The organism is Yeosuana marina, assembly GCF_011762485.1.
GTDB classification, from domain to species: Bacteria; Bacteroidota; Bacteroidia; order Flavobacteriales; family Flavobacteriaceae; genus Yeosuana; species Yeosuana marina.
In genome coordinates this window covers 175,895-189,310 of sequence record NZ_JAAKGI010000007.1, presented here as the reverse complement: position 1 = coordinate 189,310, position 13,416 = coordinate 175,895, and the positions used below count along the sequence as shown (strand labels likewise).

Sequence of the window (13,416 nt, the reverse complement as noted above, 5' to 3'; positions counted from 1 at the left end):
AACCAATAACCAAATGCCCATAATAGACAGTAATTATAAACCATCCTTCTTTTTTAAAAATGGACATGTTTCTACCGTTTATTCCGGATTAATGAGACGAGTTAAAGGACTTACCCAAGAGCGAGAACGTATCACTTTGCCTGATGGTGATTTCCTAGATTTAGATTGGAGTTTTTCGGAAGAGAAAACAAATAAAGTCATTATTATGCTGCATGGTTTGGAAGGGAATGCCCAACGGCCTTATATGACCGGAACAGCTAAATTATTTAATAACAATAAAATAGATGCTGTTTGTGTGAATTTTAGAGGGTGTAGTGGAAGCGATAATTTAAAATACAGATCCTACCATTCAGGAGCTACCGAAGATTTAGAGTCGGTGATTAATCATATCATTCAAACTAAAGCCTATACACATATTTATATTAAAGGCATCAGTTTGGGAGCGAATATGGCTTTGAAGTATCTTGGAGAGCGCACTGAAATACCACAGGAAATAAAAGCAGTGATTGCGGTTTCTGTGCCTTGTTCTTTAGAAGGATCAGCTAGAATGTTGCACACTCTGGAAAATAGATTATATCACGATCGGTTTAAAAAACATTTAGTAGATAGACTTCGGATAAAACAACAGCAATATTCAGATATTTTAAGTTTAGATGCGCTTAATTCCATCAAAACCTTATACGATTTTGATAATGTGTATACAGCAAAAGCTCATGGATTTAAAGACGGGTTGGATTATTATACACAATGTAGTTGTTTACAATTTTTGCCTAATATTAAAGTTCCATCACTTATTATCAATGCTTTGAACGATTCCTTCTTGTCTCCTGAATGTTATCCGGTAAAAGAAGCCAAACAAAATGAAAATTTGTTTTTAGAAATGCCAAAGCACGGCGGTCATGCAGGGTTTATTGATAAAAAGAATGTGTATTACAACGAAAAACGCGCGTTAGAATTTGTAAAACAATCTACTTTTTAAGAGCTTCAGGAAAACCCTTAATGAGTATATGCCATAATTCAGGAAGTGCCAAGTATACGAAAGTTGTTAAAACAAGTATTGAAATGATATTCATAAAAAAACCTGTCTTCACCATATCTGAAATTTTTAAATAACCAGAACCAAAAACAACAGCATTTGGAGGCGTTGCAACAGGAAGCATAAAGGCACAGGAAGCAGCAACGGTGGCGCTAACCATAAGTATAAACGGATGCACATCGATGCTTAAAGCCATAGGAGCCAACACAGGTAAAAGCATCGCAGTTGTCGCAAGATTTGATGTTATTTCGGTTAAAAAGTTTACAGATGTAATTAATAATAAAATAATAATAATGATGTTTAACCCCGCTAATGATATCATTTGATTTCCTATCCATAAGGCTAATCCGCTAGTCTCAAATCCTTTTGCTAATGCCATCCCGCCGCCAAATAAGAGAATAATTCCCCAAGGCAGTTTTTTAGTGTCTTTCCAAGAAATTAATTGTTTGTGTTTAGTTTTTGATGGAATTATAAATAAAACTACTGCGAAAACAATGGCAATAATAGTATCATCAAGTTGTGGTAATAGTTTTTGTAATAGAAATGATCTTGTAATCCAACAAAAAGCAGTTGCAAAGAAAACAAAAGCGACTAATTTTTCTTCATATCGCATCTTTCCTAGCGCTTTTAACAAGCGCGTGATTTCTGTTTTTCCTCCTGGAAATTCTTTTTGTTTAAATGCAAAAGCGAATGAGCTTAAGTATTTCCAAGAAACAAAAATCAATACTGTAGAGATAGGAAAACCAAATTTAAACCATTGTAAAAATGTGATTTCATAACCGTAAGTTTCAGAGACAATACCTGCTAAAACCAAATTTGGTGGCGTGCCAATTAAAGTTGCTATGCCTCCAATGGATGCACTGTAGGCAATGGCTAACATTAAGGCTTTTCCGAAAATTAAATTTTCATTCTTATCAGTTTCCGGATTGTCTTTTAGTTGTTTGATAATAGCAATGCCAATAGGAAGCATCATGACTGACGTGGCAGTATTTGAAATCCACATGGATAAAAATGACGTTGCCACCATAAATCCTAGAATAATTTTTTTAATATTAGTCCCAATAAGTTTTATAATGTTAAGCGCAATGCGTTTATGTAGATTCCATTTTTCAATAGCAATGGCAATAATAAAACCACCTAAATACAGAAAGACATATTTATGACCGTAGGATGTTGTTGTTGATGCTAAATCTAGACTTCCAGAGAGTGGAAATAAAACAATAGGCAATAAGGCTGTTGCGGCGATAGGAATGGCTTCGGTTATCCACCAAATAGCAATCCAAAGAGTTGATGCTAATACACCATTTGCCTCTTCAGATAAGCCTTCTGGTTTAAGAAAAAGACGAATGGTAATATAAAGAATAGGGCCAAGAAATAAGCCAATGCGCTTTGAATTTATCATCAAATTATTTTAAAGATTTAAATTTTATTTTGAAATAAATGTTAAAACAATACTATCCCTTAAAAATAACTTTATTTTTTTTATATATTTATGAAAATACCAGCACTTTTAAACAATCTGAACTTATTTTTTAATTAATATTCAAAAAATGCCAACATTCAATTTAAAAATTAACAATAAGGCCTATACGGTAGAGGCTGAAATGGATACACCTTTATTATGGGTTTTAAGAGATCATCTAAACCTTGTAGGAACCAAATTTGGATGCGGAATTGGGCAATGTGGTGCCTGTACGGTTCATGTTGAAGGCAATGCGATGCGCAGTTGTTTGATTCAAGTATCTCAATCTGAAGGTATGAATATTACAACGATTGAAGGTTTGTCTGAGGAAGGCGATCACCCTGTTCAACAAGCTTGGAAAGAGGTTGATGTCCCACAATGTGGTTATTGCCAGTCTGGACAAATTATGACGGCATCGGCTTTTTTAAATAAAAATTCAAACCCGAGTGAGACGGAAATACGAAATGCCATGCATGGTAATATTTGTAGATGTGCCTCTTATAATAGTATAGAGAAAGCAGTAAAAGTAGCTGCCGATAAAATAAAATAATTAACCATTAAGATAGATAGAACATGACACCTTCAAAACAATCAAATTTTAGCCGAAGATCGTTCCTTAAAACGTCTGCATTAGCAAGTGGCGGTATGCTTATTGGTTTTAACTTATTCAATGCGTGTAAGTCTGACGCTAAAGTGCCTGTAGATATTAGTCAATTAAACTTTAATGACTTTAATGCCTTTATCAAAATTTCTAATGAAGGGAAAGTCACTATTTTCTCTATAAATCCAGAAATAGGTCAAGGTGTAAAAACCTCAATGCCTATGATAATTGCAGAAGAATTAGATGTGCCTTGGGATGATGTTTATGTGCAACAAGCTCCTTTAGATACTAAAAACTTCAATAATCAAGTCGCTGGAGGTAGTCAATCTATTAGACAAAATTGGGAACCGTTAAGACAAACAGGAGCCACAGCAAAACAAATGTTAGTCAATGCTGCAGCTGCTAGATGGGGTGTATCACCTTCAGAATGTACTGCAAAACAAGGTGTTATTACCAATTCAAAAGGAGATAAGTTGGGTTATGGCGATGTGGTTTTAGAAGCAGCAGCTATGCAAGTTCCTGAAAATGTTACTTTAAAAGATCCTAAAGATTTTACGATTATAGGCAAAGGAACGAGTAATGTCGATATCGATGGTATTATTACCGGAAAACCTTTGTTCGGACTCGATTATAAAGAAGAAGGTATGTTGTATGCTTCGGTTTTAAGACCGCCTGCATTCGGTCAAGTTTTGGAATCTTTTGATGCCACGGCGGCAAAAGCCATTCCGGGAGTTATAGATGTGATTACAATTGGAGAGAAAGCCAGAAACTTTTTAAGCAAAGGCTATGTGAGTTGGACAGCTACCTTGAGCGGTACCGATAAAGTTGTGGTGATTGCTAAAACGACTTGGGATGCTATTAAAGGAAAAAAAGCCATTAAAGCTGTTTGGAAAGATGAGTCGCCTCTTGAAAGCACTGAGTTTCATAATAAAACCTTACTGGATTTATTAGATGGGACGTCGTTTAAAACCATGCGATCTGATGGTGATATAGATAAGGCATTTGCTGAAGCAGATGAGGTTCTTGAACGCACATATGAATCGTCTTTTTTGCCACATAATACAATGGAACCTATGAATTTTTTCGCTAACGTTAGTGCTGATAAAATTCATTTGGTAGGTCCGACACAGACGCCAGAAGAAGTTGCAAAATCTGTTGCTGTATTGTTAGATCGAAATGTGGATGATATTTATGTTGAAATGACTCGAATGGGAGGAGGTTTTGGAAGACGACTTTATTCTGATTTTGCGTTAGAAGCGGCTGAAATTTCAAATACTATAATGAAACCTGTTAAAATGGTCTCCACCAGAGAAGATGATATGACGACAGGCGTGTATCGTCCAGCAACAAAATATAGAATTAAAGCGAGTATAAAGAATGGTGAGATTTCTGGATATCAGCTAAAAGAGGCAGCTGTAGGGGGAAATATGTATGGCTTAATACCTAATTTTTTTCCGGCTGCTGCCATATCCAATTATCAAGTTGATGTAGCAAATTATAACAGTAATATTACCACAGGAGCTTGGAGAGCGCCATACACCAATTTTTTAGCAAATGCAGAACAAAGCTTTTTTGATGAACTAGCTGAACTTATGGGTGTAGATAGAGTTCAATTACATCTTGATTTATTGGAAAAAGCAAAACAAAATCTAGATCCAAAGATTGAATATATTCCGGAGCGCTTGCAAGGAGTTATAAAATTAGCAACAGAAAAAGCTAATTGGGGTCACGCTAAAGAAGGAGTTTATCAAGGTTTTTCAGTGTATTATTGTCACAATTCTCATGTTGCTGAAGTAGCTGATATTGTGATGAATAATGGGTTGCCAGAAGTGAAAAAGGTTACAGTAGCAGTAGATTGTGGTGTTGTTGTTAATCCGTTAGGAGCCAAAAATCAAGTGGCTGGAGGTGTTATTGATGGCATCGGACATGCTTTGTATGGCGAATTAACCTTTAATAATGGAATTCCACAGTCAAATAATTTTGATACCTATCAGTTAATCAGAATGGGGCAAACACCTCAAGTAGATATTCATTTTGTAGATAGTGATATAGCTCCAACAGGTTTAGGAGAACCAACGTTGCCACCAGTTGGTGCAGCAGTTGCTAATGCTATTTATAAGGCGACGGGTCAACGGTTAACAAAACAGCCATATATCAATCATATTAAAGTTGAAAAAATATTAAGTTAGGATTGTATTACAAAGGGTTTTTATGACACATGAATTTAAAACGATAGCAGATAACTATCTTTTAGCAAAAAAGCAGGGTTTAAAATCTGTTTTAGCAACAGTAGTAGATTTAGAAGGGTCTTCATATAGAAAACCGGGTGTAAGAATGCTTATTCTTGAAAATGGTAAAATGATTGGTGCTGTAAGTGGCGGTTGTGTAGAAAAAGATATTCTTCGTGAATCAGAATCAGTTTTTAAAACAGGAAACCCAAAAATGATGACCTATGATGGTAGATACCGTTTAGGTTGTGAAGGTATTCTATACATTTTGATAGAACCATTTAATCCTCATCTTGAATTTTTTAACGGCTTCACGAATTGTTTAAAAGACAGAGAGTCATTTCAAATTAAATCATATTATTCAAAAGAGATAGGCGAACATGCGTCTATTGGTTCGGTTGTGTTTTTCAAAAATAATCATCATCTACTTTCGAAATCTTTAAAAATAAATAACGAAGATTTAGTTTTTGAAGAAGAATTAAAGCCTTGTTTTAAATTAATGATTTTTGGAACAGAGCATGATTCGGTTCGGCTATGTAAACTGGCACATTATACAGGTTGGGATGTCACCGTAATTTCGGGCCCTTTAGAATCTAAAACCATAGAAGACTTTCCAGGTGCAACCGCTTTTTTTTCAGTGTCTCCGGATGCCTTAGAACTTCATTCCATAGATAATCAAACGGCTATCGTATTAATGACACATAATTTTTCGAATGATTTAAAGTATTTGTTAGAGTTGAAGGATTCTAAACCAGCTTATTTAGGAATTTTAGGACCTTCTAATCGACGAGAAAAACTCTTATCACAATTTTTAGAATATTGTCCCGAAGTCGATGAGGCTTTTATTGAAAACATTCATGCACCAGCCGGGTTAAATTTAGGTGCTGAAACGCCTCAAGAGATTGCGATATCAATTGTTTCAGAAATCTTATCTGTCGTTAGAAAGCAAGAGCCTATGTCTTTGAAAGAAAAAACAGGACGAATTCATATATAAATCGATTTCAATTGTCAAAACTAGTAGTATTAATACTTGCTGCTGGAAATGCTTCCAGGATGGGGTTCCCTAAACAACTTCTTAAATGGAAAAACACGAATTTGTTACAACATGCCATAAATTCAGTAACGCATATAGAAAACGATGGTATTTTTCTTGTTTTAGGGGCAAATTATGAAAAGATAATATCTCAAATTAATCCTTATAATTTACACGTTTTAAAAAATGATGCTTGGAAACAAGGGTTGGGCAGCTCCATTTCATTTGGCGTTCAAGAAATTTCAAAATGTCATCCAGAAATCAATGAGGTTCTTGTTATGTTGGCCGATCAGCCTTTAATAGACGCTTATTTTTTGAATGCACTCATCAACAAACATAACGAAAGTAAAAACGAGATTACCTGCACTTTGTATAAATACCAAAAATTAGGGGTGCCAGCTATTTTTAATAAATCTTATTTTGAGGAATTGTCTCAACTGAATGGCGACAAAGGGGCGAAAAAAATATTAGAAAAATATTCAGATAGGGTAACGTTTATTGATGGAAGCCATGTTATTTCGGATATTGATAGTAAAGAAGACTATGAGGTTTTATTCAAAAATCATCATTAAGTATTGATGATATCCTTTTTTATAATTTTTCATATACTTTTCTTACATTTAAGCTTTAAACAATTTTTATGCTCAAAAAAGTATTTGGAAGTGCCGTTTTTGGTGTTGAAGCTACCACCATTACTGTTGAAGTAAATGTTGATAGTGGTATTGGCTATCATTTAGTAGGATTGCCAGATAATGCCATTAAAGAAAGTAATTACCGTATTGCGGCTGCACTTCAAAATAACGGTTATAAAATCCCAGGAAAAAAAATAACCATTAATATGGCGCCTGCCGATTTACGGAAGGAGGGAAGCGCCTACGATTTAACCTTGGCTATTGGTATTTTGGCTGCTTCAAAACAAATTCAAGCTGAAGAGTTGGAGAAATACATTATCATGGGGGAGTTATCTTTAGATGGTAGTTTGCAACCCATTAAAGGTGCATTGCCAATTGCTGTAAAAGCGCGAGAAGAGGGTTTTAAAGGCTTTATTCTGCCAAGTCAAAATGCGAAGGAAGCTGCTATTGTTGATAATCTTGAGGTTTATGGTGTTGATACTATAAAACAAGTGATTGATTATTTTGATAAAGGCGAACCGCTAGAACAAACCATAATCAACACACGCGAAGAATTTTATAAAAATTTAGACTTTCCAGAATTTGATTTTAGCGATGTTAAAGGGCAAGAAGGTATTAAGCGTTGTATGGAAATTGCAGCTGCTGGTGGCCATAACATTATTTTAATTGGCCCTCCAGGAGCAGGAAAAACCATGTTAGCCAAACGTTTACCTAGTATTTTACCGCCAATGACCTTACATGAAGCTTTGGAAACAACTAAAATACATTCGGTAGTTGGTCGTGTTAAAGATACGGGGCTCATGGCACAACGTCCGTTTAGAAGTCCACATCACACCATTAGCGATGTTGCTTTAGTGGGTGGTGGCGCCTTTCCGCAACCAGGCGAAATATCGTTGTCACATAACGGTGTGTTGTTTTTAGATGAATTACCAGAATTTAAACGCAGTGTTTTGGAGGTGTTAAGGCAGCCTCTTGAAGATAGAGAAGTCACCATTTCTAGAGCAAAGTTTACAGTAACCTATCCATCATCCTTTATGTTGGTAGCGAGTATGAACCCAAGTCCTGGTGGTTATTTTAACGACCCTAATGCACCAGTTACGTCGAGTCCAGCCGAAATGCAACGATATTTAAGTAAAATTTCTGGACCGTTGTTGGATAGAATAGATATTCATATTGAAGTCACTCCAGTTCCTTTTGAAAAATTATCAGAAGATAGGAAAAGTGAAACCTCGGTTGAGATACGAAAGCGTGTTACCAAAGCCAGAGAGATTCAAACCAAACGTTTTTCAGAATCTGACATCGTGCATTATAATGCGCAAATGAACACGAAGCAAATTCGAAAATATTGTGTGTTAGACGATCCTTCAAAACAATTATTAAAAACAGCTATGGAACGGTTAAATCTATCTGCAAGAGCTTATGATCGAATCTTAAAAGTTTCTAGGACCATAGCTGATTTAGAAGGTGTAGAAGACGTAAATGGTTCGCACATTAGTGAAGCGATTCAATATAGAAGTTTAGATAGAGAAGGCTGGTTGGGGTAAATTGTGATTTCAGATAGTTTAGTACTCTCATTTTAAAATTTAATTTTATTGAAAAAATAGAAAATAAATATTTAATAGTAGAATTATTATTTCTAAGTAATATAAATTTTTAGGATTATCGGTCATTTTATTTATAAATGTAATATCAGATAAAATAGATATTTTAAAATTTATTTTGTTATTGCCTATGATTAATGTTTTTTAAATTTAATTTAAACAACTGAAAACCAAAATTTTAATAACTTTTTTAAAACTTATTTAGATAGAGAAAAAAAATAATTACATAAAAACAAAAGCATATGTTTTTTAGATTATTAAACGAGAAATCTTATTTTCATATGTTTCGATTATGTTGTATAACTTTTATGATTTTTATAAAATGAACAAACTAACTATATTTTTGTTTGCTTTTTTAATAGTAAGCTGCAACAATTTCAAAAAAAAAGACACCATAGAAAACCCTAAACCAGATATTGTGGAAACTCCTGTACTCAATCTAAAGCAAGCTAACCATTTAGCACAATTACCTTTGCATTGTATCGATACTGAATATCCAAACAGATTAGGGCAAACATTAGGAAGTGATTATGATTTAAAATCACCAAAAACTTTACATCCGGCATTTTATGGTTGTTTCGACTGGCACTCGTCGGTTCATGGGCATTGGAGTTTGGTACGTTTATTAAAAATGTTTCCCGAATTAGATAATTCCGAATCTATAAAGAAACGACTTCTCAAAAGTATTTCAAAAGAAAACATAGAAACCGAAGTAGCTTTTTTTGATGGTGAACATAACAAATCCTTTGAACGTACTTATGGTTGGGCTTGGTTGCTAAAACTAGCTGAAGAGTTGCATACTTGGGATTCGTCTGTTGCCAGAGAGTTAGAGGGAAATCTTCAACCCTTAACCGATTTGATTTCTGATAAATACATCGAGTTTTTACCAAAATTAAACTATCCGTTGCGTGTTGGTACACATCCTAATACCGCATTTGGATTGTCTTTTGCTTATGATTATGCTGAGAGTGTCCATAATGATTCTTTGAAATTAGCTATAAAAGAACGTGCAAACTATTTCTTTTTAAACGATACAGACTGTCCTATGTCTTGGGAACCTAGTGGAAGTGATTTTTTATCGCCATGTTTAGAAGAAGCTGCTTTAATGAAACGCTTATTACCTAAAGATAAATTTAAAATATGGCTAGATGCTTTTTTACCCCAACTAAAGAATCCCAATTATAAATTAGATGTTGGTTTAGTGTCTGATAGAACCGATGGGCAATTAGTACATTTAGATGGTGTTAACTTTTCGAGAGCTTGGTGCTTGAATAAAATAGCCGAAGGACTTCCGGAATATAAACATTTAAAAAATATAGCGAATCAACATATCAATTATTCGTTACGCAGTATTGTAGGCGATAGTTATGAAGGCGGTCATTGGTTAGGTAGTTTTGCTATTTACGCCTTGAGTTCAGTAGCTAATTTATCGACCTAATATTGTTAAAAACCAATTAGGTTAGGGCTTAATTATAAAAATGAATTATTTTTAGAAATCTAAACTATTACTCTATGCAATTATCACATAAACTATCTATTCTTTCTTTACTATTAACTTCAATTTGTTTTTCTCAAAATCCTATCATTAACAAACCATCTGTAAGTCCCGATGGACAACAAATAGCGTTTAATTATCAAGGTGATATTTGGACAGCGACTATCAATGGAGAAAATACTAAACGCTTAACGGTTCATGAAGCCTATGACACCAACCCAATGTGGAGTCATGACGGGAATTCCATTGCATTTCAAAGTAATCGTTACGGAAATAATGACATTTTTATAATTCCGTCTCAAGGAGGTTTACCAAAGCGTATTACCTTTCATTCGGCTTATGACTATATAACAGATTATACGAGCGACGGACATATTATATTTTCAACGAGACGTGTATTTGCTCAGGTTGAACGTGAATATGAAACACAAATAGTCAGTGAAAAAGGAGGAACACCAGAAAGATACATGAGTACCGTTGGTTTTGATGCAAAACGATCTCCTAACGGAAAATTTATTGTGTTTGTAAAAGGTTCTTGCCGTATTGAACGAGAAGCTTATAAAGGACCTGCTAATAGAAATATTTGGCTGTACGATATTGCGAATGATGCGTATACACAATTAACAACCTATGATGGCAATGATTTTTATCCGCAATGGGGTGATGATTCAACTATCTACTTTCAATCCTCAAGAACCGGTAAATACAATATTCATAAACTTACAATTAATCAGCAAGGACAAAAAACAGGAACGATTGAACCAATAACGTCATTTAAAGACATGGGTATATTTTCTTTTAACGTGAGTGCTAATGGTAAAACCATTGTAGCGGTAAAAGGCGATAAACTATATCAAATAGATGCCATAACAAAGTCTCAAACTGAGATTCATTTAAAGTTAGCCTCAGATTTCAGGTTTGATCCTGTCGTTCATAAAACATATACAAACAATATAAGTGATATTGCTATTTCTCCAAATGGAGACTATAGTGCGTTAGTGATTAGGGGAGAACTTTTTATTAGATCAACCAATAAGGATAATAAGAAAACGGTCAACGTTTCAAAATCAGCTTACAGAGATAGAATGCCAACATGGTTAAATGATAGTACGCTTGTTTTTGTATCGGATAGAGATGGACAAAGTGATTTATATCTTTTAAAGTCTGAGGATGCAAAGGAGTCCAGTTTATTGAACTCGTTGAAGCATAGCGTTGTACGATTGACAAAAACATCCGAGAATGAATCAAATCCAATCATATCACCAGACGGAAAATCAATAGTATACACACACGGTAGAGGTAAATTAATTGTGTCTCAAATTGATAAAAATGGAAAGTTATCAAAAGAGATTACCTTGCTTGATGGTTGGGCAACACCAAGTGATGTTGCGTGGTCTCCTGATTCTAAATGGTTGGCGTACAGTTTAGAAGATTTAGATTTTAATGGTGAAATTTATATTCATAAAGCTGATAATTCTCAAAAACCAGTCAATGTTTCGATGCATCCAAAACAAGATAGTAGGCCTATTTGGAGCGCAGATGGCAAAAAGTTGGTGTTTTCTTCTGATAGAAATAATGGTGATTATGATGTGTGGTTTGTTTGGTTAAATAAATCTGATTGGGAAAAGACAGCGCAGGATTGGGAAGAGGAAAAGAATAATGAAGATAAAAAAGACGATAAGAAAGATGAAAAGAAAGGCAATAAAGAGAATAGTGATTCTAAAATTGTTAAGGATATTACTATAGATTTTGATAATATATTTCAACGCTTAGTTCAGGTTACTAATTTTGTTGGAGGTGAATTTGCTCAATATATATCTAGTGATGGCAAAACCATTTATTATACCACAGGAAATGGTAGCAATGGTGATGCTGAAGTTGAATCAGATTTATACAAAATTTCATGGGATGGAAAAGACAAAAAGGAGATTACAACGAAAAATAAAAAACCATCACGAATTACTGCAGATAATAAAGGAAAAACTCTATTTATGACGTTAAGTTCTGGTTCGCTTTCAAGTGTTAATTTATCTGATGATAAATTAGAAAACTTAGCTATTTCTGCTAAAATGGATATTGACTATTCTGAAGAATCCGATCAGATATTTGATGAAGCATGGAAAGCTATTAATGATGGTTTCTATGATCCTAATTTTCATGGTCAAGACTGGAGCGCTTTGAAAAACGTCTATAAGCCTTTAGCAATGAAGGCATCAACGCGAGTAGATTTTAAGAATATATTCAATTGGATGTTAGGTCAAATTAATGCGAGTCATATGGGATTATATGGCGGTGAGCAACGAGAAGATTTACAGAGAGAATCCACCGGATTATTAGGAGTTGAATTTAAACCTAAAAACAATGGTAGTCTAGAGGTTAGTACTGTAACTTATGGAATGCCGGCAGATCGTGTTGCCAGCACCATTCAAGTTGGAGACATCATTACATCGGTAAATGGTACTAAACTTTCAAAAGATTTGAACGTGTATAGCCTTTTAGAAGGAACTTCTAATGAAAAGATTTATTTAGATGTTAAACGAGTTAATAACGCTGTCGAAGTTGTTATACGACCACAAAGTAGTAATAGAAAAGAGAATTATAATGCTTGGGTTAGGGAGCGTAAGAGGCTAACGGAAAAATATTCCAATGGGAAATTGGGATATATTCATATTCAAGGAATGAACTGGCAAAGTTTTGAAGAATTTGAGCGAGAGTTAACCTCTGCAGGTTTAGGTAAAAAAGGTTTGATTATCGATGTTCGTTATAATGGAGGCGGATGGACGACCGATTATCTTATGGCTGTTCTTAATGTAAAACAGCATGCCTATACCGTTCCAAGAGGCGCTGCCGATAATTTGGAAAAAGAACAAACAAAATTTGTAAATCATTATCCATTTAGTGAACGTTTACCATTAGCAGCTTGGACTAAGCCATCTATTGCTCTTTGTAACTCTACAAGTTATTCTAATGCTGAAATATTTTCTCATGCCTATAAAACTTTAGGTATTGGAACTTTGGTTGGAGAACCAACTTTTGGAGCTGTTATATCTACTGGAGCTACGTATTTAATTGATGGGTCTTATGTTAGAATGCCATTTAGAGGTTGGTATGTAAAATCAACCAAATCTAATATGGAGTTAGGACCTGCTGTTCCAGATGTTTTGGTGACTAATAATCCTGATGATAAAGCAAAAGGAGAAGATACGCAATTAAAGAAAGCTGTTGAGACGTTGTTAAAACAGTTATAAAAAACTATGATTTAAACTATAGTTTCTGATGTTTTTCAGTTGTTTCTTCGTATGTTAAGCACGTTATTAACGTAGTTAAC

Annotated in this window: 9 protein-coding genes; 8 read left to right on the top strand and 1 reads right to left on the bottom strand. The window is 34.4% G+C overall.

Annotation, left to right across the window (positions count from 1 at the left end):
* Window positions 1-13 precede the first annotated feature (13 nt).
* A complete protein-coding gene (locus tag G5V56_RS09510) occupies window positions 14-979 on the top strand; it encodes a YheT family hydrolase (protein ID WP_166964268.1) in 966 nt (321 codons plus the stop codon).
* On the opposite strand, the gene G5V56_RS09505 is transcribed toward G5V56_RS09510, so the two are convergent.
* Entirely contained in the window at window positions 969-2,438 is a 1,470-nt protein-coding gene (locus tag G5V56_RS09505; RefSeq protein WP_166964266.1) for an SLC13 family permease, read from the bottom strand. The genes G5V56_RS09510 and G5V56_RS09505 overlap by 11 nt on opposite strands.
* A gap of 148 nt (window positions 2,439-2,586) precedes the next feature.
* Between G5V56_RS09505 and G5V56_RS09500 the strand changes: the two genes are divergently transcribed.
* The 7 genes from G5V56_RS09500 to G5V56_RS09470 all read left to right on the top strand — a co-directional run bounded on the left by G5V56_RS09500 (window position 2,587) and on the right by G5V56_RS09470 (window position 13,336).
* The gene (locus G5V56_RS09500; RefSeq protein WP_166964264.1) at window positions 2,587-3,048 is read left to right on the top strand and encodes a (2Fe-2S)-binding protein; all 462 of its coding nucleotides are present in this window, start codon (window positions 2,587-2,589) and stop codon (window positions 3,046-3,048) included.
* A gap of 23 nt (window positions 3,049-3,071) precedes the next feature.
* The gene (locus G5V56_RS09495) at window positions 3,072-5,288 is read left to right on the top strand and encodes a xanthine dehydrogenase family protein molybdopterin-binding subunit (RefSeq protein ID WP_166964262.1); all 2,217 of its coding nucleotides are present in this window, start codon (window positions 3,072-3,074) and stop codon (window positions 5,286-5,288) included.
* A gap of 22 nt (window positions 5,289-5,310) precedes the next feature.
* Window positions 5,311-6,321 (top strand): XdhC family protein, encoded by a 1,011-nt coding sequence (locus G5V56_RS09490; RefSeq protein WP_166964260.1) that lies wholly within the window; start codon window positions 5,311-5,313, stop codon window positions 6,319-6,321.
* A gap of 11 nt (window positions 6,322-6,332) precedes the next feature.
* A complete protein-coding gene (locus tag G5V56_RS09485; protein ID WP_166964258.1) occupies window positions 6,333-6,932 on the top strand; it encodes a nucleotidyltransferase family protein in 600 nt (199 codons plus the stop codon).
* A 68-nt stretch (window positions 6,933-7,000) separates the two neighbouring features.
* Window positions 7,001-8,536 (top strand): YifB family Mg chelatase-like AAA ATPase, encoded by a 1,536-nt coding sequence (locus G5V56_RS09480; protein WP_166964256.1) that lies wholly within the window; start codon window positions 7,001-7,003, stop codon window positions 8,534-8,536.
* A 379-nt stretch (window positions 8,537-8,915) separates the two neighbouring features.
* Entirely contained in the window at window positions 8,916-10,031 is a 1,116-nt protein-coding gene (locus tag G5V56_RS09475) for a DUF2891 domain-containing protein (protein ID WP_166964254.1), read from the top strand.
* Between the two features lie 74 nt (window positions 10,032-10,105).
* The gene (locus G5V56_RS09470) at window positions 10,106-13,336 is read left to right on the top strand and encodes a S41 family peptidase (RefSeq protein ID WP_166964252.1); all 3,231 of its coding nucleotides are present in this window, start codon (window positions 10,106-10,108) and stop codon (window positions 13,334-13,336) included.
* Window positions 13,337-13,416: the final 80 nt, after the last annotated feature.

Coding starts and splice junctions, on each gene's coding strand:
- G5V56_RS09510 (WP_166964268.1), top strand. CDS start 14: ATGCCCATAATAGACAGTAATTATAAACCATCCTTCTTTTTTAAAAAT.
- G5V56_RS09505 (WP_166964266.1), bottom strand. CDS start 2,438: ATGATAAATTCAAAGCGCATTGGCTTATTTCTTGGCCCTATTCTTTAT.
- G5V56_RS09500 (WP_166964264.1), top strand. CDS start 2,587: ATGCCAACATTCAATTTAAAAATTAACAATAAGGCCTATACGGTAGAG.
- G5V56_RS09495 (WP_166964262.1), top strand. CDS start 3,072: ATGACACCTTCAAAACAATCAAATTTTAGCCGAAGATCGTTCCTTAAA.
- G5V56_RS09490 (WP_166964260.1), top strand. CDS start 5,311: ATGACACATGAATTTAAAACGATAGCAGATAACTATCTTTTAGCAAAA.
- G5V56_RS09480 (WP_166964256.1), top strand. CDS start 7,001: ATGCTCAAAAAAGTATTTGGAAGTGCCGTTTTTGGTGTTGAAGCTACC.
- G5V56_RS09475 (WP_166964254.1), top strand. CDS start 8,916: ATGAACAAACTAACTATATTTTTGTTTGCTTTTTTAATAGTAAGCTGC.
- G5V56_RS09470 (WP_166964252.1), top strand. CDS start 10,106: ATGCAATTATCACATAAACTATCTATTCTTTCTTTACTATTAACTTCA.